Below are 24,866 nucleotides of genomic sequence, written 5' to 3'. Positions count from 1 at the left end.
TTATTCTTCACCCGGCTTTCCCTGCGGGTTCGTTAATTTTTCTTCAAAAACACGCCAACTTATAACAAGAAGGCCAATGGCGGGCAACCGGAAAGAGCGCACTCCTTGACCTCGATACCGTTTTCGGCGGCTGCCCGGGGATTCCGACTGTGCTAGCATCCGGCCTCATTGACACCCAGTTCTGACCAACGGAGACCATCACGACATGAAAGCGACCATCGACTGGACCGGCAATGCCAGCTTCAGGGCTACCAGTGGCAGCGGCCACAGCGTACAGATTGATGGTCCGCCCGACCATGGTGGCGAGAACCTGGGGCCCCGCCCCATGGAAATGCTGCTGATGGGACTGGGCGGGTGTTCCGCTTTTGATGTGATGAGTATCCTCAAGAAGAGTCGACAGGATGTGACGGCCTGTCATGCGGAACTCGAGGCGGAACGTGCCGACGCCGTGCCGGCGGTGTTCACCAGAATCCATCTGCATTTCGTGGTGACCGGGCACAACCTCAAGGAAAAACAGGTCCAGCGGGCGGTGAGCCTGTCGGCGGAGAAATACTGTTCCGCTTCCATCATGCTGGAAAAGGCCGGCGTGGAGATCACCCACAGCCACGAAATCCGCGAAGCGGAATAAGGCCTGTCCAGCCAGCCGGAACCGGCGGGAATTACGGATGCTAAAATGTCATTGCAGATACTATTCAACGTCACTCGCGGTGTGCATAATACGCGCCTTCTCCGCCGGTCTGCGCAAAAGGTGAACAATGAGTCACCCGGTCAGTAGTCGGTGGCGGCCTCGGCAGGGCTGACACTACAAGATAGTGCCCTGCAGTCATTCATCTCCAATGTCCGGAGGGGCTGAGCATGGAAACCAAACTCCAGCTGCACGGTTTCAACAACCTGACCAAATCCCTGAGCTTCAACATCTACGACATCTGTTACGCGCAGACCGAAGAACAACGCGAAGCCTATATTGATTACATCGACGAGATGTACAACGCCGAGCGTCTGACCCAGATCCTGACCGACGTGGTCAAGATCATCGGCGCCAACATCCTGAATATCGCCCGCCAGGACTATGAGCCCCACGGGGCGTCCGTCACCATGCTCATCGCCGAGCATGAGCTTACCGATGGCGAAGCCAACAACGAGGAATCCCCGGGTCCGCTGCCAGACACCATCGTGGCGCACCTGGACAAGAGCCACGTGACCGTGCACACCTACCCGGAGAGCCATCCCCACGATGGCGTCAGTACCTTCCGGGCCGATATCGACGTGTCCACCTGCGGCCTGATCTCGCCGCTGAAGGTGCTGAACTACCTGATCCACAGCTTCGACTCCGATGTGGTCACCGTGGACTATCGCGTGCGCGGCTTCACCCGGGACGTGGACGGCACCAAGCACTACATCGATCACGACATCAACTCGATCCAGAACTACCTGACCGAGGATACCCAGAACGCGTATCAGATGATCGATGTAAACGTGTACCAGGAGAACCTCTTCCACACCAAGATGATGCTGAAGAACTTCAACCTGGATAACTACGTGTTCGGCGTCAACGCCAGCGACCTGGATCCGGCCGAAGCCCAGTCCATCGAGGACCGGCTGCGGCGGGAAATGCTGGAAATCTTCTATTCCCGGAACGTGGAATAGTCTCTCCGGCGGCGGTCTTTCGGGATCGCCGCCGTTTCTTCAGTTTTTTTGATCTGCCCCGCCAGAATTCTGCGTTTTCATCTCTCCGGACTCCCGTGTCTAATACAGACATACCTGAACGCAAGGAGGACGAGATGACGCTTCGCTCCGTTAAACAGACCATTCCCGCACTGGAAACCTCTGATGGTGCCGGTGTCCGCATCAAGCGCTCCCTGGGCCAACACCAGTCGGTCCGGCTGGACCCGTTCCTGATGCTGGATGAATTCGGCTCCGCCGAGGCAGCCGACTACATTGCCGGCTTTCCTTCCCACCCCCACCGCGGCTTCGAGACGGTCACCTACATGATCGAGGGGCACATGCTCCACGAGGATCACCTGGGGAACCGCGGGGATCTTCGCAACGGGGGTGTCCAGTGGATGACCGCAGGCAGGGGCATCATCCATTCGGAAATGCCCCAGCAGGAAGAGGGCGTGATGCGGGGTTTCCAGCTCTGGCTGAACCTGCCGGCGGCGGAAAAGATGACCGATGCCGGTTACCGCGACATCCAGCCTGAGGACATTCCCGAGATCCCCGTGACGGGCGCTCGCATCAAACTGATTGCCGGAGAGCTGACCCTGGACGGCACCCGCCATCAAGGTGCGGTGACCGGTGGCAGCACCGAGCCGCTGTACGCCGACATCCACCTGGACTCGGAAGGACAGGTAACGCTCCCGGTAGCCGCGGGCCACAACGCCATGCTGTACCTGTACGAAGGGGAAGCCCGCCTCGGCGATCAGGCCCTGCGTCGCAGTGCCGCCAACGTGCTGGGTGAGGGTGACCGGATTACCGTCACTGCCGGGGCCAGCGGCGCCCGCCTGCTGCTGATCGCCGGCAAGCCGATTGGAGAACCAATCGTGCAGTATGGTCCGTTCGTGATGAACACCCGCGAGGAAATCGAGCAGGCACTGAGGGACTACCGGGACGGGCGGCTGACCGCCTGATGAGGCTTCAGCCGTAGGTCCGTCGGCTCATCAGGCGCTGAACCATGGGCCGAAGCACCAGGTCCATGGCCAGCGCCATCTTCGGTCCCGGTACCACCAGGGTATCATGGCGAGACACACTGCTGCCGGCAATCAGTTGCAGCAGCTGGGTGAATTTCACTTCCGAGGGATCCCGGAACCGGATCACCACCATGCTCTCGTCCTCGGTGGGCACATCCCGGACCACGAATGGATTGGAGGTGTCTACCAATGGCACCCGCTGGAAATTGATGTGGGTATGGGAGAACTGGGGCACGATATCGTGGACGTAGTCGTCCATGCGATTGATGATGGTCTGGACCACCGCCTCCTGGCTGTAGCCCCGTTTGTGGGTATCCCGATGGATCTTCTGGATCCACTCCAGATTCACAATGGGAACCACCCCGATCAACAGGTCCACGTACTGGGCGATGTTGTAGTTGTCGCTCACCACCCCGCCGTGTAAGCCCTCGTAGAACAGCAGGTCGGTGTCTGCCGGCAGTGGCCCCCAGGGCGTAAACGTCCCGGCCTTGTGGCCGGCGGCAATCAGGGTATGGTCCTCGTCGTGGACATACCGGCGGAAACGGCCATTTCCGGTGTGGCCGTAGTCGTAGAACAGCGCCTCGAGTCTGTCGATGTGATTGGCGGCCAGGGCAAAGTGGTTGCGCTCACCGAACTGCCCCTTCGCCGCCAGCCGGGCCATCTGTTCCCGGTTGTAGCGGTGGAAGCTGTCACCACTGACCATGGCCGGGCGCAGCCCCTCACTGGCGAACATCCGGCTGAAGATCTGCCCGGTGGTCGTGGTGCCGGCACCGCTGGAGCCGGTCACGGCAATGATCGGATGGCGCTTGGACATGGGCTCGGCCTGTTCCGGTTTACAGAAGGCTGTCGAGGGAACGGGGCTTTTCCACCACGAATCCCTGGGCGTAATCTACGCCCAATTGCCTCAGCATATCCAGAACCTCGCGGGATTCAACCCGGGAAGCGATCACCTCCCGCTTCATGTAGTGCGCCATCTCCACCATGGACCTCACCATGGCCCGGTCCGTCTCGCTGGTGGTGAGCTGGCTGGTGAAAGCACTGTCGATCTTGATCAGGTCCACCGGCAGGGAGCGCATGAAATTGAACGAGCTGGGGCCACTGCCAAAATTGCCCAGGCAGAACCGGCAGCCAAGCTCCTTCATCTCGCGGATGAACTCCGCCACCGCATCGATATCGTTGATGGCGGACGCCTCGGTCAGTTCAAACCAGATCCGCTCGATGGGTGCGTCCTTCTCGCTCAGCTTCTCGTAGATGAATTCCAGCAGGGACTGATCATTCAGGCTGAATCCGGACAGGTTGATACACACACCACCGAGGTGGCGGGGATCCGGCTGTCGCGCCTGCAACCAGTCGAGCATCTGCCCGACCACCCAGCGATCCACCGCCTGCATGCGGTCATAACGCTCGGCCATGCGGACGAAATCCCGACCCGTGATCAGGGTGCCGGCGTCGTCATACATGCTGATCAGGATCTCGTACTGGGGCGACATGGAGGTCCGCCCGTGCAGGGGAATGATCTTCTGGCACCGCAGCAGCATGCGCTCCTCGTTCAGGTCCCCGAGGCTGGCGACCTTGGCGGCGATCTGTTCCTGACGGGACTGATCATGCTCATCCGGCACGTATTCCACCGCCTGGCCATGGCCCTGCTGTTTGGCCGCAGCCAGTGCCTGTTCCGACGCCCTCAGCCAGCGCTCGGCATTCACCAGGCCCGGCAGGGTCGGCACGATACCGGCACTGGCAGACAACCGGTAGCTGCGACCACTGAAACTGAATTCGGCGGCCTCGATCGCCTTGATCAGGTTACCGGCGGTTTCCCGGGCATCCTCTCCCGGCACCAGCATCGCAAACTCGTTGCCGGCCAGGCGTGCCACCGGCATGCCGTCGCCCACGTGGCTGCACAGAAGATCGGCCACCTGCTTCAGGGCATCATCCCCGGCCTGGTAACCGGCGGTATCGTTGAGAATCCGGAAGCGCCGGAGATCCAGCCGCACCAACGCCCGCTCGTCTTCCCGCCGGGCCAGTTGCTGGTCCAGCATGCGCTCGAATTCCCGCCGTCCCAGCAGGCCGGTCAGCTCGTCGTGGGTTGAGGCCCAGGACAGCTGATCATAGACCTTGCGCACCATCCGATCGATGCTCTCATCCACCAGCGGGCGTTCGTACTGGTTATCCGGCACGATGATGCCCTTGCGCATCTGCCGGGCCAGCGCCTCCAGTTCCAGTTCCACCACCCGCATCCCCTGGTGGTTCACAAACACGAAGCGACTGAAGCCCCGGGCAACCCAGACCAGCCGGATGTACTGGGGCTTGTCAGGATTATCCTGGTCCCGCAACCAGTCTCCGGTCCGGAGTTGCTGGGCACGGTTGATCCAGCGCTGGAGACTGCGCTGCTCGCGGTCTGAAAGTTCCCGCTGCTCTTCCTCGGCGGTGCGGGCCGGCGGCACCTCCACTAGTTCCGGCTGCTGATCGGGGCGGCGCACCAGGAACTGCTTGAGCTCATTGCGGATCTGGGACGAGGGCATGTGGTTGCTCGAAATCGACGCCAGGCCATCCTGGATCACCCTGAGCAACTCCGGCAGATTGATGCTGCTGCCCGGATCGTCGGCAAAGGCCAGCAGCGAATCGATCACCGCCAGGTAATCCTGCCACAACTGGCTGTCCGGACCCTGCCGAATCCAGGTCAGCGACAGCAAGTCCCGCCAGCCGCCGTCAAGCAGGCTCAGGACCGCCTTCGGTACCTTGCGGCCCGCCAACCGCTGGTTGAGAACCTCGGCCACCGCCTTCTTGGATTCCGCCACTTTCTGGGCGCCTTCGGCAGCGGCGGTGACCCGCTCGACGTTGCGACGGTAAACCAGGTTCTGACGGTCAATCAGGGTATCGAGCTCCCGGACGGTCTGCTCGAAGACTCCGGTGTCCTGCTCGAAATCGGTGTTGATCTTCCGGATCAGTTCATCCACCCGGCGCTGCACTACCGGGTTCACCCGGCCACCTTTCACACCAAGCTGGGCCAGGCGGTTCATGACACCGCGCACCGGGCTGTCCTGATCATCGAAAAAGGCCGGATCACGCATGACCACCTTGAGCACCGGCACTTCCAGCTGTCGGAGCCGGCTCTGGGCATAGTCACTGAGCTTGGGGCTCTCCACCACACTGCGGAAGAATCGGTCGACCACATCCAGGGTTTCCTGCTGCTCTTCATTCAACCGGTGGTCGCCGCTCTCCCGAACCCGCTCCACTACCCGTTGCTTGAGGGGCACCTCCTCCGCCACGGCTTCCCGGGCCTGTAGCTGGAGCTGCTGCAGTTCGCGCTGTAATTCACCCGCCGACAACGGCTGGGCATTGGGAGGGAACGGCATGGGTTCGGCGTCACCACCCGCAAGCCGGCTCGCGGACAGGGTGGAAATCAGGTTGCGAACCGTGGCGAAGGCAGTCTGGGCCGCCTGGGAATAGCCCCGGAATTCCTGGCCGGCACGCCCGGGGGCAGCTCCGCTGCGGCCAGTTGACGCCTCCCGGATAGGCTGTACCTGGGCGGCGTCCGCCTTGGGTGCCTCGGGACGCACTTCCGGCGGTTTCGTTTTCTTGGGCTCCGGCTTGTTGACGGTCTTCTCGCTGAGGTACTTGCTCAGGTCCAGGTCCGGCAACACGCCGTGGCGGATAAGGATGTTATTGAGCTCCTCATACAGCGGGCCAAGCTGTTGCAACACCGTCTGCTCGAACACCTTGAGACTGACCTTCTCCACGTCCCGAGACAGCTTCAGCTGACTGAGGCCGGCATGGAAGGCCTCGCACACCAGTGCCGGCCCCAGTGGATTGTGATGTCCGGTGGCATTGGCGATGCCCAGTTTGTCCAGCCGCAGCTTCAGTTGCAGGAGGTCACCACGGTACTGGGTATCGGCCTTGGTCACCATCACCCGGATGGTCAACCAGTCCTCGAATTCGCCCTTGTCGACGATGGAGAGTTCCGAGCCGGGAAAACCCTTGGGGGCCGGCTTCAGGGGCGATTCCAGGTTTCTCGACATGTGGTGCCAGATCACCCGCTGCCGGGCCTGGATCTGACCGGAAGCGTCCATGAATTCGTTGGCCAGCTGGTCATTGGCTGCTCGCTGGGCGGCCTGTTTCAGGCCTGCAACCATCTGTACGAAGCAGGCATCCATGAGCGGTTCGATGAACTGGGTCACCGCCCTGGCACACTGGTGCAGGACAAACTGGATGCGGTCATTGGGCGCATGGAGAGAGGAGCGTTCCTGATGCCGTGAGCCACCGCACTGGGCAATCATGGCGTCGAGCGCCTCGGGATTGGAGCGGGTGAAGTTCACCCCCATGGCACCGTCAATGCGGCGCACGATGCTGACGTGCAGCTCATGGGCACGCAGTCCATCGGCACTTCGGAAGCGCACGATCAGTTCCGGCTGTGCGCCACGGCCGAGAACCTGGTCCAGCTTTCGGGAGGTGTCGCCGGAATAGCGAACGAACAGACCTTCTGCACAAAAGTCCGCAATCTGGCAAGGCCAGGATTCACCGGCGCCCAGATCGATCTGGGCAGCCAGCTTGATGGGTTGGCGGGGACTTCTACGACGTTCTCTTGAATCCATGAACAACCTGATTTTTTCGTACCACCAGCCGACCCTGGGGCAACCCGAGTCCGGTTTGGGTCCCTGAAACGGTGGATAACGCCACCGGCTACTATGGGCATTATGGCTGTAATATAGTGGCGGGATCCCGAATGGAAACCGGCCCAAGTATAACACCCAGATCCATGAAACAGCTTAGTCAGATCTATCTTCTTTTGCTACTGATAACCGGCCTGACCGGGTGTACGACTATTGGCTACTACACCCAGGCAATTACCGGTCACTTCGGCCTGATGACCCGTGCCGAACCGGTGCCGAAGGTTATCGGTAACGCAGAAACACCCGCCGATATCCGGGACAAACTGGCACTGGCGCTGGAGGCGAGACAGTTTGCCCGTGAGCAACTGGCGCTGCCCGTGGAGGATGCCTTCCTGGAATACGTGCAGCTGGAGCGCCCCTGGGTGGTGGTGAACCTGGTGGCAGTCCCGGAATTTTCCCTGGAACCGCACCGCTGGTGCTACCCGTTTGTCGGGTGCCAGGCCTACCGGGGCTATTTCAGCCTGGAGGATGCCAGAGAGGAGCAGGCACGGTTCCGGGCGAACGGTTATGACACCTTCATCGGAGGTGTCACCGCCTACTCAACCCTGGGCTGGTTCGACGATCCCCTGCACAGCGGATTTACCCGTCTCAGTGAGGATCGCATGGTCGCCCTGATGTTCCACGAACTGGCCCACCGGGTGGTCTACATTGCCGAGGACACCACCTTCAACGAAAGCTTTGCCACCTCGGTGGAACTGGAGGGGCTCCGGCAGTGGCTGAGCCAGCGGGGCGAGGCCGACCGGTTCGACGAGGCGCTGGCGCGACTGCAACGGCGGAACCAGACCCTGGATCTTGTCCGCGCGGCCACGAGCGGTCTGGAGGCGCTCTACCAGCAGTCGGACAGCCTGGCAGAGGACACCCTTCGGGCACGAAAGCAGGCGATACTCTCTCGGCTTGCGGAGGATTACCGGGAGCTCTCGGAGACCTGGACCGAGCCCGGCCCGTTCGGCCCTGCCCCGGTCACTCTCAACAACGCCAATCTGGCCCTGTTCCGGCAGTACAACCAGTTCGTACCCGGCTTCCGACAGCTGTTAGCCGACCATGGGAATGACTTCCCGGCGTTTTACCGGGCAGTGGAGGAGCTGGGGCAGCAGCCACCGGATCAGCGCACAGCCGCCCTGGAGCGGCTGTCACAGAGGTTTGAAGAAAACCTTTGAGTTGCGTTGGCTGTTATAGGACGCCAGCTTGGGGCCCGGCAGGGACTGGACAGTGGAGGGCTGGAACCCCCGTTCCCGGAACCAGTGTTCGGTCTGGGTGGTAAGCACGAACAGTTTCTGGATGCCCTGGCCCCGGGCCAGCTTCTCGATCATGGCCAGGATGTCGTCACCCCTGCCAGCCCGGCGATAGGAGGGGTCAACGGCAAAGCAGGACAGCTCACCGGCACTTTCCTCCGGATAATGGTACAGGGCGGCACAGCCGACGATGGTGCCATCCCGCTCCGCCACCACGAACCGGTCGATCTCGGTTTCCAGCATTTCCCGGGAGCGTCGCACCAGGATCCCCTGCTCTTCCAGAGGCTGGATCAGCTCGAGGATACCGCCGATGTCCTCCACCCGGGCCTGGCGGATCTGCTCGTAGTTGTCGCCGCTGACCAGGGTGCCGGAGCCGTCCCGGGTGAACAGCTCACCCAGCAAGGCGCCGTCTTCCACGTAACTGATGATGTGGGCCCGGCGGACACCCTTGACGCAGGCATCGCAAGCCGCCTTCAGGAGATCGGCATCGTGCCCGGTGACCGCACCCGCTGCCAGGCGCTCCGAGGCCTGACGGGCCGACAGTTCCCGGATCAGCGAGCCATCTTCCTCCAGCAGCCCCTCATCATCGATGAATACGATCAGTTTCTCGGCCTGCAGAGCGGCGGCAACCTGGCTGCCAACATCCTCGTAGGACAGGTTGAAGGTATCCCCCGTGGGCGAGTAGCCCATAGGAGGCAGGATCACGATATGCCCCAGTTCCAGCAGCTTCTCGATCCCACTGGCGTCGATGCGCCGGACCCGGCCGGTGTAACCGAAATCGATGCCGTCGAGCACCCCCACGGGGCGGGCAGTGACGAAATTGCCACTGCTGACCCGGATCCGGGCATTGTGCATGGGCGAGTTGACCAGTCCCATGGACAACTGGCTCTCCAGGTAGGCGCGAAGGCCGCCGATGGCTTCCATCACCATCGGCAGATGCTGTTCCGGGGTGATCCGCAGGCCCCGCTCAAACCGGGACTGGGCGCTGGCATTGTCCAGGCGGGCCTGGATCTGTGGCCGGGCTCCAAAGGCGACTACGAGGCGCACACCCAGGCTGCTCAGCAGGGCAATATCATGGATGATATTGATGAAGTTGCCGTGCTCGATGGCATCACCCGGAATGGTCAGCACCACGGTCCGGCCGCGGTGGGCATTGATGTAGGGCGATGAGTGGCGGAAACCGTGCAACCAGTCGTTCGATTTCAATTCCGCATCTCCGTCACAGGCAAAACTCCTCGATCAGTCCCCGGAGTATCCGCACCGTCGGCTCGAGCTGGGACAGTTCCAGGTATTCATCCGGCTGGTGTGCCTGGTCAATAGAGCCGGGGCCCATCACCAGGGTTTCCAGTCCCAGCTTCTGGAGCCAGGGCGCTTCGGTGGCAAAGGCGACCGCATGGGCGGTGTGGCCGGTGAGTTTTTCACAGGTCCGGACCAGCGCGGCATCGGCCGGCGTCTCGAATGGCGGCACCCCGTCAAACAGGGGTTCAAAGACCAGCCCAAGCTCCCGCCGCTCGGCAACTGGCTGGACCCGGGCCAGGATCGCCTGCCTCAGGTCCTCCATAGCCATGCCCGGCAGTGGCCGGAGGTCGAAATGCAGTTCGCACTGGGCACAGATCCGGTTGGGATTATCACCACCGTGGATACAGCCCAGGTTCAGGGTGGGAAACTGGACTTCAAAGTTGGGGTTCCGGTACTGCTGCTGCCACTGGCTCCGGAGTGTCAGCAGTTCGGTCAGGGCCTCATGCATCCCCTCCATGGCGTTGCGGCCCAGGGCCGGGTTGGAGGAATGGCCGGACTGCCCCTCGAACTTCAGTCGCTCCATCATGATGCCCTTGTGCATCCGCACCGGCCTGAGACTGGTGGGCTCACCGATGACCGCATAACGGGCCTTGGGCTTACCGGCCTCGGCCAGGGCTCGGGCACCGTTCATGGAGCTCTCCTCGTCCGCCGTCGCCAGAATGATCAGCGGCTGCTTGAGTGTCGCGTCCGAATAGGCTTTGGCGGCCTCGATCGCCAACGGAAAGAAGCCCTTCATGTCGCAGGTACCCAGACCGTACCAGCGGTTATCCCGCTCGGTCAGGGTGAAGGGGTCGCTCTGCCAGCGCTTGTCATCGAAGGGCACGGTATCGGTGTGGCCGGACAGCACCAGCCCGCCGGGCCCGCGTCCGAGGGTGGCAATGAGGTTGAACTTGCCGGGCATGCCGGGCACCTCGAGGATTTCCACCACGAAACCGAGGGGTTCGAGCCATTCGGCGAGGGTGCGAACGACCGCTTCGTTACTGTGGTCCCACTCGGGCGAAGCGCTGCTGATTGAAGGCAGGGAAATCAGCCGGGCCAGCATGTCCCTGAGTTCCGGAACCGCCGCTTTGGTGTCTGCGGACTGTGCCATAGTATCCTCTCAGCCCCGTCCGGGGTGATCGTTGGTGATCACGAGTGATCAGGTGTCATTCGCTGCGGCCACGGCGCCAGACCTCGAAACCGGATACCGCGCTCAACAGCATCGGGTAGGCCACTTCGCCACCGGCAACCACCCGTGCCACTTCCAGCTCACGCTCCGAGACACTGACCAGGCGCCCCTCCACCACATTGTCATTGGACAGGGTCACCCGCACCGGGCGACCGATCCAGCGGCTGGCCGTTGCAACCGGCTCGGCATACCAACCCGCCACTGCCGGGTTCTCGCGAGTATCGGCGGACGTCTCCGCAGCCTCGTCAACCGGCTCGGGCTCCGGCGGCAGGGCCTCCAGGTAAATATCCGGGACGCCAGCCCCATTGTAAGCCACTTGCCAGCCAGCCTCCTGACCTTCGGCGTCCGCATCCCTGACCGGTATGCCCAGCCAGGGCTCTGATGGCTCGATGCTCAGGTTCAGTTCGCCACCTTCCAGCAGCCACTGCCGGTAGAGGGCCAGCAGCTGTTCACTGGCCGCCAGCCCACGGGCGTTCAGCCCCTGTTCCAGCGCCCCGATGGCACGGCGCGCCCACTCCATGGTATCCAGGCCCGCTTCCCGGGAACAGTAGGCTGCAATCCGACGCATCAGGCCGCCATCCCTGAGTATAACGGCCATCGGCTCATCGGTACTGGCCAGGGTGTCTGCCGGTGTCGTCAGATCAATCCGGGCACCGGGCCAGTCCACTTCCACACTGCCGGTCCCGGCGGTGTTCAGCTCGGCGGATACCCTCGAGGCCGTCTGCCGTACCAGGAGCTCGCCTGCCAGGCCGGTGATGCCCATGCGCATCAGATCGCCACTGCCCAGTTGCTGCCTCGGATCCGGCGCGCAGGGCAGCACCAGAAGTGCCGGATCGCCCTCGACGCTGGTGCCTTCGGCAGTCACCCAGTTGCGAAACATGTTGGCGTCCAGCACCAGCCCCAGGCCCTCGGCCCGGAGTGACCATTGTGCCGGCAGGTTGTCCGGATCGGCCAAAGCCGTGAGCAGGGCCAGCGGTGAACCGGCATCGAGTTCGACACGGCCCGATTCCAGCGGCTGGGTCAGTCGGAAATCCTGCCACCGGGCATTGGTCAGCAACAGCCGCCCATCCATGCCGGAGCCCACGGTACCCCGCTCAAGCACCCCGTAATCGTCCAGGGCCAGGCGTGCTTCCGCCATACGCTGGTCAGTCAACCACCAGACGGCGCCCTTGAAGGCCGCAAAGGTCAACAAGGCCAGGACAATCAGCAGGGTCAGCAGCCGCTTCATCCGGATACTCCTCGGGTGGATCAGTTGCGTGAAATCAGGGTACCGACACCCTCATCGGTAAAGATTTCCAGCAGGCAGGCATGGGCAACCCGGCCATCAATGATGTGGGAGGTGCGGACACCATTCTCCACGGCACTCAGGGCGCAGCGGATCTTGGGCAGCATGCCGCCATGGATGGTGCCGTCCTCGATCAGTTCGTTCACCTGCTGGGCGGTCAATCCGGTAAGCACCTTGCCGTCCTTGCTCTTCAGGCCGGAAACATTGGTCAGCAGGATCAGCTTCTCGGCTTTCATGGCTTCGGCCACCTTGCCCGCCACCAGATCGGCATTGATGTTATAGGAGGCCCCGTCCGGCCCTACCCCGATGGGGGCAATCACCGGGATGACATTGCTGCGGGTCAGCATCTCGATGACATCCACGTTGACACTGGCAACCTCGCCCACGTGGCCGATGTCGATGATCTCCGGCCGCTCCAGCTCCGGGGACCGGTTGACCACCTCGAGCTTGCGGGCCCGGATCAGGTTGGCATCCTTGCCGGTCAGGCCGACCGCGGTGCCACCATGGGCATTGATCAGGGAGACGATTTCCTTGTTCACCTGGCCGCCAAGCACCATCTCCACGACATCCATGGTTTCGGAATCGGTGACCCGCATGCCGTTGACGAACCGGGACTCGATGTTCAGGCGCTCCAGCAGTTCGCCAATCTGGGGACCGCCACCGTGGACCACGATCGGATTGATGCCGACCAGCTTCATCAGCACCACGTCCCGGGCGAAGCTGCTCTTGAGATCCTCGTTTTCCATGGCGTTGCCGCCATACTTGATCACCACCGTCTTGCCGGTGAACCGTTGGATATAGGGCAGGCCCCGGCTCAGTACTGAAGCCACCTGCATTGCTGTTTCACGATCCAGCGCCATGTTGTTCCTTACCTTTGAAAAAAACGTTGATCCCCGCCCGGGTCTGCGGGCGTCCGACATCGTCAGAAATCGGTCACAATATCGGGGGCCACCTGCTGCAGCTGATCCCGGAACACATTCCTGATCCGGTCCAAGGCTTCCTGGGTCTCGCCCTCGAACCGCAGCACCAGCACCGGCGTGGTATTGGAAGCCCGGCACAGCCCCCAGCCATCGGCGTAGTCTACTCGAATACCGTCGATGGTACTGATGTTGCCGTCACCAAAATCCCCCTCGGCAGCGAGCCGCTCAATAATGGCGAACTTGCTGCTTTCGGTCACTTCGACATTGAGCTCGGGGGTACTGACATCCTCGGGAAAATCCTCGAACACCTCGTCACAGTGGCGATCCTCGATACCGAGGATTTCCAGCAACCGGGCAGCAGAATACAGGCCGTCGTCAAAGCCGTACCAGCGTTCGCCAAAGAAGATATGGCCACTCATCTCACCGGCCAGAAGGGCACCGGTTTCCTTCATCTTGGCCTTCATCAGGGAGTGGCCGGTTTTCCACATGATCGGCCGGCCACCGGCCTCGGAAATGACATTGGCCAGGCGCCGGCTGCACTTGACGTCGTAGAGCACGTCGGCGCCAGGATTGCGGGACACCACATCCCGGGCGAACAGCATCAGCAGCCGGTCGGGCCAGATGATCTTGCCGGTATTGGTCACCACGCCGAGCCGGTCACCGTCGCCATCGAAGGCAACACCGAGATCGGCACCCTCAGCCCGGACCCGGGCGATCAGGTCATCCAGGTTCGCCGGTTTGCCGGGATCCGGGTGGTGATTGGGGAAATCCCCGTCCACTTCGCAGTACAGGGGAACCACCTCACAACCGAGCTCCTCGATGAGCAGGGGCGCCAGTTCACCGGCGATGCCGTTTCCGGCGTCCACCACCACTTTCAGGGGCGCGGCCACCGCGATGTCGCCCACGATGCGATCCAGATAGGCCCGGCGCACATCCTGGGTGGTCTCCTCACCCTGCCCGCTCGTCAGATCACCCGACTCGGCCCGCTGGTACAGCTGCTGAATGGCCTCCCCGGACAGGGTCTCGCCACCGAGCATGATCTTCAGACCGTTGTAATTGGCCGGGTTATGACTGCCGGTTACCATTACTCCGGAACCGGTCTGCAGCTCATGGGTCGCGAAATAAAGCACCGGCGTGGGTACCGCGCCGATGTGGATAACGTTGCAACCGGCCGCCATGACTCCCTGAGCAAGGGCATCGGCCAGTCCGGGGCTGGAGTGGCGGCCGTCATAGCCGACACACAGGGCGCCGATACCCTTGTCCACCGCCTCGGAGCCGATGGCCTGGCCAATGACCCGGACCACATCCTCGGACAGGGTCTCACCGACAATGCCCCGGATATCGTAGGCCCGGAAAATCTCGGGGGACAGCTCCACCGCCGGAGTCTCAGCCGGGGGGGCCTCCGGAGCCGGTTCATCCTGCAAGGGACCGGTGTCGCCGCTGAAACCCAGCACGTCCTCATCCCCGTCCATCATGTCGATGTCGAGCACGTCTTTGTCCTGGAACAGTGGCTCTTCCTCCGTTGCGGCCTTGGCCCCACCACCCCCTTTCCTGGCGGGCACCGGGGCCGAGGCCCGGGCGAGGCGCTTGTCGACTGCCTGGGACAGGCGGTAAAGGACCTCTCCGGTGGAGGCAATCATGTCCCACCGGAAACCGGGAGGCCTGGAACGTTCGCCCCCGAATACCTTCTGTGCCCATTGAACCAGGGCGGCGACATCCTGCCGCAGACTGCGTTGGGCACTGCCGAGCAGGAGCCACACCGCAACGGCCGCAATCAGCACCGGCACACCCACCATCAGGGCGATGACCACCATGTCCACCGGGGGCGCCGGCACCCTTGCTGGCCGATAGGACACCGACCAGTCAGGATTGACCAGAGGACGGCTGACCGCCTCGCCGTTACCGGAGCCCTGGCTGACAACAGTCCGGGCGCTACCGGACACGGTTTGTACCAGCGCAAGCTGGCCGCCCAACTGCGGATTGACCACAGACAGCAGCGGCTGCAGACGCGAGGCCTCGAACACCATCAGCAGACTGCCGGCGATGGTGTCGGCTCCGGGGTTGCGGACCGGAGTGGCGATCTGCACAAACCAGCGGTTTTCCCGCGGGAAGGCATCCGGGTACAGTTTGCTTCCGGCTTCCGCCGTGCGAGCCAGTTCCAGACCGGCAAACCCCAACAGGGCATCGTCATCGGCCGAACGGGGAATGGCTCCGGAGGGGAAAAGGTAGACTGCCTGGATACCGGGCAGGGCTCCGGCGAGCTGCTCTTCGGCAGCGGTCACGGATTCACCGCCCTGGACCGCCTGCCGGACGTAAGCCTGGGTCGCCAGCCCCTCGACACTCTGCTGCAAAAGCTCGAGATACCGGTTCAGCCGCTCGGCGGCCGCCTCCACCTCGTGACTCTGCTGCACCAACAGGCGTTCACTGCCCGAGGGCTGAACCACCATGAAGTGCAGCAAAACGACAGAGGCAATTCCGGCCAGTACGACAATCAGCGCCTGGCTGGCAGCGACCGAAGTCAGGCGCCTGAGGCGGGGTCCGGAAGCCTTGGCTCTGCCTTCACGCGCCTTCTCGCTTTTCGCCGGTTTGTCATCTGACGTGTCTTCTGAAGCCTTCTTCCAGCCGAACTTCATAGTCTATCCCGCGATGTTATTTTTCGTCCTGAACAGGCAGTTACCCGCCAAGTATAGCCGGCCGGGAATGGGCCGACATGAACCCGGATTAATCAATGGCTCCCGGTGGAGCCGAAGCCACCCTCGCCCCGTGAACTGGCATCAAATTCATCCACCACTTCGAAGTCGGCCTGCACCACGGGCACCAGGACCAGCTGCGCGACCCGCTCACCCACATTGACCGTGAAAGTGGTATTGCCACGGTTCCAGCAGGACACCATCAGCTCGCCCTGGTAATCGGAATCGATCAGGCCGACCAGGTTACCCAGCACAATACCGTGTTTGTGCCCCAGCCCGCTGCGGGGAAGAATCATCGCCGCCAGGGACGGATCGGCAATGTGGATCGACAACCCGGTGGGAATGAGTTGGGTCTGACCCGGCTCCAGCACCAGCGGCTCTTTCAGGCAGGCTCTGAGATCCAGCCCGGCGGAACCTTCGGTGGCATACTCGGGGAACGGAATACTGGTACCGATCCGGTCATCGAGAATCCGGACCTGCAGGGTCTTTTTGGTCATGAGGTTGCTTCCAGGTGTTCGCCAATCAGGGCCACCAGACGGGTGGCGATGGTCTGTTTGCTGTCCGGTCCGATCTGCTCCTGACCGCCGGGCCAGAACACGGTGACCGCATTGTTGTCGCTGTTGAAACCCAGCCCCGGAGCGGAAACGTCGTTGGCGACGATCATGTCCAGCTTCTTGCGGGCCATCTTGTCGGTGGCGTAGCGCGCCACGTCGGTGGTTTCCGCCGCAAAGCCCACGGTAAACGGGGCATCGGCACGCCCGGCCACCGTGGCCAGGGTATCCGGGTTCCGCACCAGCGCCAGGGACATGGCTTCGGTGGATTTCTTGATCTTGTCACCGGCACAGGTCTCCGGACGATAGTCGGCCACCGCCGCGGTCGCGATGAAAACGTCACAGCCCTCATCCACCGCGGCCATGGACTCCGTGAGCATGTCCTGGGCGGTCATCACCGGCCGTACATCCACGCCCAATGGCGGCGCGAGGGTTACCGGACCACTGACCAGAGTGACCGTGGCGCCGGCCGCCCGGGCGGCACCGGCCAATGCATAGCCCATCTTGCCGGAGCTATGGTTGCTGATGTACCGGACCGGGTCCAGCGGTTCCCGGGTCGGGCCCGCGGTAATCACCACCCGCTTGCCGCTCAACGGTCCCCGGCGCTCATCCAGAATCAGGGACGCCAGGGCCTCCGGCCCCAGCATCCGGCCGGGACCGGTATCGCCACAGGCCTGATCGCCCTGATCGGGGCCCCAGACCGTAACCTGGGGATCTTCGTTCAGCATCGCCAGGTTGCGCTGGGTCCGGAAACTGCGCCACATGGCCTGGTTCATTGCCGGCGCCAGGGCAATGGGCGCATCGGTGGCACAACAGACGGTCGTCAGCAGGTCATTTGCCAGGCCGTTGGCCAGCCGGGCCATGAAATCGGCCGAGGCCGGTGCCACCACCACCTGCTCGGCCCACTTGGCCAGCTCGATATGACCCATACCGGCTTCCGCCTCGGGGTCCAGTAACGAGGTCCGGACCGGTTCACCGCTGAGCGCCTGGAAGGTCAGCGGGGTCACGAACGCCTCGGCCCCGGAGGTCATCACCACACGAACCTCACAGCCGGCCTTTTTCAGCAGCCGTACCAGTTCGGCACTCTTGTAGGCGGCGATGCCACCGGTCACTCCCAACAGAATTCGTTTGGCGCCCATACCGGCTCCACAATTCCTTATATTGAAAAGGGTTATAAGATAGCACGCCCGGTTATCAGTAACAGCCAGGGCGGAAATCTTAACATTTACCGAATGTTACTTTTTCGAGTAACCTTTGTAACCCTGAGACGCCATTCCCGGTGCAGGAAGCACCGCACAACCACCAACAGATGCAAGGAAGCCAGGCATGCCCACTTCACTCTGGCCGGCCGACGAGCGCCCCCGTGAGCGCTTGCTGGCGCACGGCCCCGAATCCCTGTCCGACGCCGAGTTACTCGCCATCTTTCTGCGCACAGGCACTGCCGGCATGCCGGTGATGGCCCTGGCAAGGCACCTGATTGACGAATTTGGCGGCCTGCGGGGGCTGCTGACCGCTTCCCGCCGGCAGTTCTGCCAGGTCAAGGGTCTGGGCACGGCCAAGTACGCCCAGGTGCAGGCTGCCCTGGAGATGTCCCGTCGGGTGATGGACGAACCGCTGCGCCAGGGTGATCCGCTGCGCTCACCGGCCGACACCCGCCGGTTTCTGACCAGCCGTCTGGGGACCTATCCCCACGAAGTCTTTGCCGGCCTGTTCCTGGACAACCGCCACCGGGTCATTCAGTACCGGGAACTGTTCCGGGGCACCATCGACGGCGCTGCCGTCTACCCCCGGGAGGTGGTTCGCCAGGCCCTGGAGGACAATGCCGCTGCGGTCATCTTTGCCCACAACCACCCCTCGGGTGTGGCCGAACCCAGCCAGGCCGACATTTCCCTGACCCGACGCCTGAAAGAAGCCCTTGGGCTGGTGGATATCAGGGTTCTTGACCATATGGTTATCGGCCACGGTGAGGTAATATCCCTCGCCGAAAGAGGATTGATGTGACTGTCAGCAAAATGACGCCCCTCAGACTGGCCAAATTCCCAACAATTTTTTGCGTTGGGTGGCGAGTTCTGGTATAAAAGCGTCCCTTTCTGGCGGCGTCTGGCAGGCAGCGTTCCGTTTAAAGGCGCGAACAGGGAGCAAACTGGCTCCCCGGCAACCAGAGACGCATTAAAAACGAATTCGTATTGATTGAGACCACTGCTCAGGTCGGAGGCAAGTATGTCCAGAGTTTGTCAGGTTACCGGTAAGCGTCCGGTATCCGGTAACAACGTATCCCACGCGATGAACCACACTCGTCGTCGTTTTCTGCCGAATCTGCAGAACCATCGTTTCTGGGTTGAGTCCGAGAAGCGTTTCGTGAAGCTGCGCGTATCCACCAAGGGCATGCGCATCATCGATAAAAAAGGCATTGACGCTGTGCTGGCCGATCTTCGTGCCCGCGGCGAGAAATTTTAAGGAGCCGCATCATGCGCGAGAAAATCAAGCTGGTTTCATCAGCAGGTACTGGTCACTTCTACACGACCAAGAAGAACAAGCGTAACACTCCGGAAAAAATCGAGATCAAAAAGTACGATCCGGTTGTCCGCAAGCACGTTGCGTACAAGGAAGCCAAGATCAAGTAATCCTGATCCGGCCTTCACAAAAAAACCCGGCAGCCGCCGGGTTTTTTTGTGCCTGTGAAAATCATCAGAAGGTTTCCAGGTAGCCCTTCGGCAACGCCACATCCATGGCAATGGGCAAGTGATCGGAAACCGGATAGCTCACCACCTCTGACCGGCGGATTTCCAGGCTCGGGCTGACCAGGATGTGATCCAGCGCTTTCTCCGGCCGCCAGCTCGGGAAACTGTGCGCGGTCTCCGGCAAGGGAATCAGGTCGGTTTCCTTCAGGGGGGTCCGGGTCAAAAGCTGCTCGGCGTGGGCGTTCATGTCGCCCATCAGCACCACATGCTGGTAATCGGCAATCTGCTCCCGGATATAGCCCAGCTGTCGCTGCTGCGCGGCCTTGCTCAGGGACAGATGCATCAGCACCAGCACCAGGGGATCCTCTTTCGCGCCGTAACGGGCAATGATGGCCCCCCGCCCGGGAATCAGCCCCGGCAACCGGTGCTCGGTGACATCCAGCGGGCGGAACCGGCTGAGCAGGCCGTTGGAATGCTGGGCGATCTGCCCCATGTTGCGGTTCAGCTGCTGGTACCAGTAGGGGATCCCGGCCGCCTCGGCCAGGTATTGCACCTGGTTGATAAAACCGCTGCGCAGGCTGCCGCCATCACATTCCTGCAGTGCCACCACATCATAATTGCTGACCAGCCGGGCAATCCGGTCCAGGTTCTCGATCCGGTTACGATGGGGCAGGACATGCTGCCAGCTGCGGGTAACATAGTGGCGGTAGGACGTGGTATTGATGCCCACCTGGATATTGAAGGTCAGCAGCCGGATATGGCGGTGAGGTTCAAACTCCGGAACATGCTCAAAGCCGGAGCAACGACCTCGCGGCTCCTGCTCCGACTTGAGAATTCCATCGATCTGTTTGCGAATACGCTTGTACATAGGACGGCAGTCTCTTCCTGCCTGCAGGGCCCGGTGGCAAGGCTGTGCCACCGGGCTATCTGTCATTGCCCGGCGCTGTTTTCCTTCTCTACCAGGTAATCCACAACTTTCAGCACGGCTTCGTGACCACCGGCCATGGAAGCCGTCACTGTATACTTCCCATCAACCAGCATAGTCGGTGTCCCGGTAACCCGCGCGCCGCGAATCTTGGCCTGGGCCTGCTGCATCTTCGCGTTCACACCGAAGCTGTTGTAGTTCTTGAGAAACTCTTCCGGATCCACGCCATGGCCGGCCACAAAATCCGCCAGGGATTCGCCATCGTTCAGAGGCCGGCGCTCACCCGCCAGGGCCTTAAACAGGGCATCATGCACCTTCTCCAGCTCACCCATGGACTCAAGTGCGTAAAACGCCCTGGCATGGGGCTCCCAGGACTGACCCAGTGCGGCCGGAATACGAACGTAATTCACATAATCCGGTGCATCGGCCTCCCAGGCCTCGGCCAGCGGCTTGAAGTTGTAACAGTGGGGGCAGCCATACCAGAACACCTCAGCCACCTCGACCCCGCTCTCGCTTGCGGTGCGCACCGGCGTATCAAGCTTGCGGTAATGAACGCCCTCTTCCCAGCTCTGGGCACTGGCGGTTCCCGTGACGGCGACGGCCATCGCCAGCAAAGCTGCCACTCCAAGTGATCTGATCATTCAACGTCTCCGATTTCCTGAATGCATTTTGTGAGGGATTATGACCCAGCAATCGGCAAAAGTTCCACAAGGGGGCCGACCGTGGCGTATTACAGCATGGTAAGCAAACAACAAAAAACCCCGCCAGGGCGGGGTTTTCCAGCAACACGTTCCGAGATCAGTTGAGGCCGGAAACGTAGTTGGCGACAGCCTCGATTTCGGCGTCGGTCAGCTTGGCGGCAACGTCCATCATGATGGCTGCGTTGGCACCGGCGGCGCGGGAGCCGTCACGGTATGCGTTCAGCTGCTTGATAACGTATTCGGCACTCTGGCCACCCAGTGCGGGGTAGCCACCCGGCGCATTACCCTTGCCCTGCGGGTTGTGACAGCCCGCGCATGCCGGCACACCGCTCGCCAGGTTACCGCCACGGTACAGAGCTGCGCCCTGATCGATGGTGTCCGGGCTGGCCTGGCTCACGATCATCTCCTGGCTGTCGAAGTACGCCGCCAGGTCCTGCAGATCCTGCTCGGACATGTTATCCAGCAGACCGGTCATTTCCGGGATGGCGCGGTCGCCGGACTTGATGGCCACCAGCTGGTCATAAAGGTATTTCTCGCCCAGCCCGGACAGCTTCGGGTATACACCCATTACCGGCTTCTGGCCGCCCTGGCCGTGGCAACCGGCACATACCGCTGCGTTCTGTTCACCTGCCTGGGGATCTCCTGCTCCGTGTGCCAGCGTTGTAAGGCTTACACCAAGAACAACTCCTGCGATCAGTTTTTTCATGCTCGCTCCGCTTCTCTCATCTTAAAGGTATTCTTCATCATGCAGCCGGCAGGCGCTGACCAGGCAGGCTCAAAACCGGGACTGAAAGCGGCCACGCACAGCGCGCCGCCCGGAATTGGTGTAGCATTATACATTAATCGCCAATAACTGAAATCCAAAGGAAAGCCAACCGTTGTGGACCCTGATCTGACTCAAAAATCCATCTCTTTTAACAGCGCCCGATTCCTGATCAGCGCGTCCCGGCTGGACGAGTGTCCGCCCGATCTGGGGGCGGAAGTTGCCTTTGCCGGCCGATCCAACGCCGGCAAATCCAGCGCGCTCAATGCCATCACCGCCAACGGCAAGCTGGCCCGAACCTCCAAGACCCCGGGGCGCACCCGCCTGATCAACTTCTTCTCCCTGAACCGGGAGGGATGTCGGCTGGTAGACCTGCCGGGCTATGGCTACGCCAAGGTATCGCGGGACATGAAGGACGACTGGCAGCAACACCTGGGCCATTACCTGAACGACCGCCGGTGCCTGCGGGGCCTGGTCCTGGTCATGGACATCCGCCACCCGTTGACCGACTTCGACCAAATGATGGTGGAATGGTGCGAACATAACCACCTTCCGCTGATGATTCTTGCCACCAAGGCCGACAAACTGAAATTCGGCCAGGCCAAGACCGCCATGCTGGGAATTTCCAAACAGCTGAAGAACTACCAGTGCGTTGAGCACCTGATCATGTTCTCGGCCACCTCCAAGCGGGGCGTCGAGGAGTGCCGGGAGGCACTTACGGAATGGCTGGAGGCGGAACCGCCGGAACTGGCATAAAAAAACCGGTCTGCCAGGCGACAGACCGGTGAAACGTCAGGGTTTGCGACGTGCTAAAACCTGAGAACTCACTCAGGAGACGCAAGGAATGTCCGAATTCCCAACGTCACTTATATGATCGGCGCCCACGCAGGAAGTTCCCGAATCGCTCAATTTTTGATCGATATTTCGCCTTTTACTTACCCTGTTCGGCTCAGACACCTGTACCGGTCGGCTCCGGAAGCGACGGCCGGTACTTTTCCCGCAAGGCCATCACCTGTTCCCGGTATCCCGGAGTCAGATAGGGAATCTCCAGGGTGAGCACCTGGTAAATGCCCTGCTTGAGTTCTGTCAGGCTGAGACTGGCCGGCTCATCCGCCGCGTGGGCCGTTTTCAGGAATGCCATCCAGTTGGTGATCACCAGCCAGACGTTCAGGGACATGGCCGAACGCAGGTCCTCGGGCTGGGGCTCGATGATGCCCGCCTCCGACATCTTCTCGAAAATCTGGCTGATGGCCGCCAGACAGCGGTTGGTGAATTCCCGATAATCCTTGCGCAGGCGAGTATCGCTATCGAGCAGGTATTCCAGGTCCCGGTGGAAAAACCGGTAACTCCAGAGCCCGTCAAACACGGATTCAAGATAGAAGGTCAGATCCTCCAGGGTCAGCGGTCGGTCCCGGGGAATATCCAGGTAATAATCCACCAGCTTTTCGTACTCCAGGAAGATCTCGTAGATGATGTCCGACTTGTTGCGGAAGTGGTAATAGAGGTTGCCCGGAGAGATCGCCAGATGGGCGGCAATGTGATTGGTGGTGACATTGCGCTCGCCCCGTTCGTTGAACAGCTCGAGACTGGCAAGGAGGATCTTGTCTCTGGTTTTCATAAGGTTATGAGCACTTGTAGTGGTCTTTCGGTCGACTGGCCCGATCGGCCATCGGCGCTTGCTTGACTGCCTAGAGTATATACTCTAATAATACTCCCTGATGCAAACTGGCTGTTTTTTGGCCACACCACAAAACAGGTTGCCGGCCCCGATGCCGGTTACCCAGGGGAGAATGTCATGGCTGCTACCGTCGTCCAGCTCACGGAAAGCAAGAAACACATCCAGCATACCCACCGGGTATTCGCAGCTCAGAAAAAGGCCTTCCGGGGCAATCCCGCGCCGTCGCTGACCGAGCGGCAGGACAATCTGAAGCGACTGAAACGCGTCCTGCTCAGCAACCAGGACCGGCTGGTGGAAGCTATTGACCGTGATTTCAGCTGCCGTTCCCGGGATGAATCACTGATTGCCGAGGTGATGCCGTCGATCCAGGGCATCAACTACACCCTGAAGAACCTCGGCGACTGGATGAAACCGTCCAAACGCCATGTCTCGGTGCTGTTCCAGCCCGCCAGCAACAAGGTGCACTACCAGCCCAAGGGCGTGGTGGGCGTGATCGTGCCCTGGAACTATCCCCTGTACCTGGCGGTTGGCCCGCTGGTGGCTTCCCTGGCCGCCGGTAACCGGACCATGATCAAGATGTCCGAGTACACCCCGCACACCTCGGCACTGTTCAAGGAAATCATCGAGGACAACTTTGCCGAGGACCTGGTCGCAGTGATCAATGGCGAGGCAGATGTGGCCGCCGACTTCTCCTCACGCCCCTTCGACCATCTTCTGTTCACCGGCTCCACGTCGGTCGGCAAGATGGTGATGCGCGCGGCAGCGGAGAATCTCACGCCGGTGACCCTGGAGCTGGGCGGCAAATCCCCGGCCATCGTTTCCCCGGATGCGCCCATGGAAGATGCGGCCCAGCGCATTGCCTTCGGCAAGGCCTTCAATGCCGGGCAGACCTGCGTCGCGCCGGACTATGTGCTGTGTCCGGCAGACCGGGTGCAGACTTTTGTGGATGAGTACCGTACCCGTTTCGCGGAAATGTACCCGAGCCTGCGGGACAATGACGATTACACCGCGATCATCAACGAGCGCCAGTACGAGCGTCTGCAGGGTTATCTGGAAGACGCCAGGGAGAAAGGTGCGGAGCTGATCGAGATCAATCCGGCCCGGGAGGACCTGAAGGATGGCACCCGGAAGATTCCGCTGACTCTGGTGCTGAAGGCAACGCCTGATATGAAGGTGATGCAGGACGAGATTTTCGGTCCGATCCTGCCGGTGGTGGCCTACGGCACCCTGGATGAGGCCATCCACTACATCAATGACCGTCCGCGCCCGCTGGCGCTGTATTTCTTCGGTTACAACAAGGGTGAGCAGCAGCACGTGGTGGAGAATACCCACTCCGGCGGCATGTGCATCAACGATGCGCTGATGCATGTGGCCCAGGACGATCTGCCGTTCGGTGGTATCGGGGACTCCGGCATGGGGCACTATCATGGCCGCGAGGGTTTCCTGACTTTTTCCCATCACCGGGCGATCTTCACCAAGCAGAAGTTCAACAGCGGCAAGTTTGTCTATGCCCCGCACGGGACCGCCATGCACAGGCTGGTTTACCGGTTCTTTATTCGCTGATTCTTTTGCCTGTGAGTCTGGGTGCCTGTCGGCGATGGGCATTCCTTTCCGGGACA

The 24,866-nt window shown here is 61.5% G+C and carries 22 protein-coding genes; 9 read left to right on the top strand and 13 right to left on the bottom strand.

The genetic code is table 11. The annotated features are described in order from the left end of the window. The first annotated feature begins 205 nt into the window (after positions 1-205). From BM254_RS11420 to BM254_RS11410, 3 genes are all read left to right on the top strand, one after another. Positions 206-628, top strand: a complete 423-nt coding sequence (locus BM254_RS11420; RefSeq protein ID WP_092003434.1) for an OsmC family protein — start codon at positions 206-208, stop codon at positions 626-628. A gap of 227 nt (positions 629-855) precedes the next feature. Further along, on the top strand, positions 856-1,647 hold the full coding sequence (gene speD, locus BM254_RS11415) for an adenosylmethionine decarboxylase (protein ID WP_092003430.1): 792 nt from the start codon (positions 856-858) through the stop codon (positions 1,645-1,647). A 134-nt stretch (positions 1,648-1,781) separates the two neighbouring features. Then, positions 1,782-2,627: a pirin family protein gene (locus BM254_RS11410; RefSeq protein WP_092003427.1), complete on the top strand. Its 846-nt coding sequence runs from the start codon at positions 1,782-1,784 to the stop codon at positions 2,625-2,627. Between the two features lie 7 nt (positions 2,628-2,634). On the opposite strand, the gene BM254_RS11405 is transcribed toward BM254_RS11410, so the two are convergent. Together BM254_RS11405 and BM254_RS11400 are read right to left on the bottom strand one after the other, a co-directional pair. Continuing rightward, complete coding sequence (locus BM254_RS11405; RefSeq protein ID WP_092003424.1) at positions 2,635-3,501, bottom strand: phosphoribulokinase; 867 nt, start codon at positions 3,499-3,501, stop codon at positions 2,635-2,637. Between the two features lie 19 nt (positions 3,502-3,520). Then, a complete protein-coding gene (locus BM254_RS11400; RefSeq protein WP_092003421.1) occupies positions 3,521-7,276 on the bottom strand; it encodes a DUF1631 family protein in 3,756 nt (1,251 codons plus the stop codon). 164 nt (positions 7,277-7,440) lie between these two features. Here BM254_RS11400 and BM254_RS11395 point away from each other — a divergent pair, with 164 nt between their 5' ends. Continuing rightward, complete coding sequence (locus tag BM254_RS11395) at positions 7,441-8,511, top strand: aminopeptidase (protein ID WP_092003418.1); 1,071 nt, start codon at positions 7,441-7,443, stop codon at positions 8,509-8,511. On the opposite strand, the gene argA is transcribed toward BM254_RS11395, so the two are convergent. From argA to coaBC, 7 genes are all read right to left on the bottom strand, one after another. Beyond that, positions 8,485-9,792 (bottom strand): amino-acid N-acetyltransferase, encoded by a 1,308-nt coding sequence (argA, locus tag BM254_RS11390; RefSeq protein ID WP_092003415.1) that lies wholly within the window; start codon positions 9,790-9,792, stop codon positions 8,485-8,487. The two genes, BM254_RS11395 and argA, sit on opposite strands and share 27 nt — an antisense overlap. 13 nt (positions 9,793-9,805) lie before the next feature. Next, positions 9,806-10,975, bottom strand: coding sequence for an acetylornithine deacetylase (gene argE, locus BM254_RS11385; protein ID WP_092003412.1), 1,170 nt, complete (start codon positions 10,973-10,975; stop codon positions 9,806-9,808). A gap of 55 nt (positions 10,976-11,030) precedes the next feature. After that, complete coding sequence (locus BM254_RS11380) at positions 11,031-12,281, bottom strand: acetylornithine deacetylase (RefSeq protein ID WP_092003409.1); 1,251 nt, start codon at positions 12,279-12,281, stop codon at positions 11,031-11,033. Between the two features lie 20 nt (positions 12,282-12,301). Continuing rightward, positions 12,302-13,198 carry an acetylglutamate kinase gene (argB, locus tag BM254_RS11375; RefSeq protein WP_092003406.1) on the bottom strand — a complete coding sequence of 299 codons (897 nt, stop codon included), beginning with the start codon at positions 13,196-13,198 and terminating at the stop codon, positions 12,302-12,304. Positions 13,199-13,260: 62 nt separating this feature from the next. Beyond that, the gene (locus BM254_RS17960) at positions 13,261-15,891 is read right to left on the bottom strand and encodes a phosphomannomutase/phosphoglucomutase (RefSeq protein ID WP_092003401.1); all 2,631 of its coding nucleotides are present in this window, start codon (positions 15,889-15,891) and stop codon (positions 13,261-13,263) included. Between the two features lie 92 nt (positions 15,892-15,983). Beyond that, positions 15,984-16,445 carry a dUTP diphosphatase gene (dut, locus tag BM254_RS11365; RefSeq protein WP_092003398.1) on the bottom strand — a complete coding sequence of 154 codons (462 nt, stop codon included), beginning with the start codon at positions 16,443-16,445 and terminating at the stop codon, positions 15,984-15,986. Beyond that, positions 16,442-17,638 carry a bifunctional phosphopantothenoylcysteine decarboxylase/phosphopantothenate--cysteine ligase CoaBC gene (gene coaBC / locus BM254_RS11360; RefSeq protein ID WP_092003395.1) on the bottom strand — a complete coding sequence of 399 codons (1,197 nt, stop codon included), beginning with the start codon at positions 17,636-17,638 and terminating at the stop codon, positions 16,442-16,444. Before coaBC ends, dut begins: the two co-directional genes overlap by 4 nt. 187 nt (positions 17,639-17,825) lie before the next feature. On the opposite strand from coaBC, the gene radC reads away from it, so the two are divergent. The 3 genes from radC to rpmG all read left to right on the top strand — a co-directional run bounded on the left by radC (position 17,826) and on the right by rpmG (position 19,123). Further along, the gene (radC, locus tag BM254_RS11355; RefSeq protein WP_092003392.1) at positions 17,826-18,500 is read left to right on the top strand and encodes a RadC family protein; all 675 of its coding nucleotides are present in this window, start codon (positions 17,826-17,828) and stop codon (positions 18,498-18,500) included. A gap of 219 nt (positions 18,501-18,719) precedes the next feature. After that, a complete protein-coding gene (gene rpmB, locus BM254_RS11350; protein WP_008173462.1) occupies positions 18,720-18,956 on the top strand; it encodes a 50S ribosomal protein L28 in 237 nt (78 codons plus the stop codon). An 11-nt stretch (positions 18,957-18,967) separates the two neighbouring features. Next, positions 18,968-19,123 (top strand): 50S ribosomal protein L33, encoded by a 156-nt coding sequence (gene rpmG, locus BM254_RS11345; RefSeq protein WP_008173465.1) that lies wholly within the window; start codon positions 18,968-18,970, stop codon positions 19,121-19,123. 64 nt (positions 19,124-19,187) lie between these two features. On the opposite strand, the gene BM254_RS11340 is transcribed toward rpmG, so the two are convergent. The 3 genes from BM254_RS11340 to BM254_RS11330 form a co-directional block, all read right to left on the bottom strand. Then, the gene (locus tag BM254_RS11340) at positions 19,188-20,048 is read right to left on the bottom strand and encodes an endonuclease/exonuclease/phosphatase family protein (RefSeq protein ID WP_092003389.1); all 861 of its coding nucleotides are present in this window, start codon (positions 20,046-20,048) and stop codon (positions 19,188-19,190) included. Between the two features lie 62 nt (positions 20,049-20,110). Beyond that, positions 20,111-20,746 carry a thiol:disulfide interchange protein DsbA/DsbL gene (locus BM254_RS11335; RefSeq protein ID WP_092003386.1) on the bottom strand — a complete coding sequence of 212 codons (636 nt, stop codon included), beginning with the start codon at positions 20,744-20,746 and terminating at the stop codon, positions 20,111-20,113. A gap of 157 nt (positions 20,747-20,903) precedes the next feature. Then, entirely contained in the window at positions 20,904-21,512 is a 609-nt protein-coding gene (locus BM254_RS11330) for a c-type cytochrome (RefSeq protein WP_092003383.1), read from the bottom strand. Between the two features lie 174 nt (positions 21,513-21,686). On the opposite strand from BM254_RS11330, the gene yihA reads away from it, so the two are divergent. After that, positions 21,687-22,325, top strand: coding sequence for a ribosome biogenesis GTP-binding protein YihA/YsxC (gene yihA, locus BM254_RS11325; protein WP_092003380.1), 639 nt, complete (start codon positions 21,687-21,689; stop codon positions 22,323-22,325). A gap of 193 nt (positions 22,326-22,518) precedes the next feature. On the opposite strand, the gene BM254_RS11320 is transcribed toward yihA, so the two are convergent. Beyond that, complete coding sequence (locus BM254_RS11320; protein ID WP_092003376.1) at positions 22,519-23,187, bottom strand: TetR/AcrR family transcriptional regulator; 669 nt, start codon at positions 23,185-23,187, stop codon at positions 22,519-22,521. A gap of 177 nt (positions 23,188-23,364) precedes the next feature. On the opposite strand from BM254_RS11320, the gene BM254_RS11315 reads away from it, so the two are divergent. Continuing rightward, the gene (locus BM254_RS11315) at positions 23,365-24,810 is read left to right on the top strand and encodes a coniferyl aldehyde dehydrogenase (protein WP_092003373.1); all 1,446 of its coding nucleotides are present in this window, start codon (positions 23,365-23,367) and stop codon (positions 24,808-24,810) included. The last annotated feature ends 56 nt before the right edge of the window (positions 24,811-24,866 follow it).

Origin of the sequence: Marinobacter pelagius, from assembly GCF_900114925.1 — a bacterium.
In the GTDB taxonomy this organism is placed as follows: domain Bacteria; phylum Pseudomonadota; class Gammaproteobacteria; order Pseudomonadales; family Oleiphilaceae; genus Marinobacter; species Marinobacter pelagius.
Note: the sequence above shows the minus strand (reverse complement) of the source record. Positions and strands in the feature narration are given on the sequence as shown.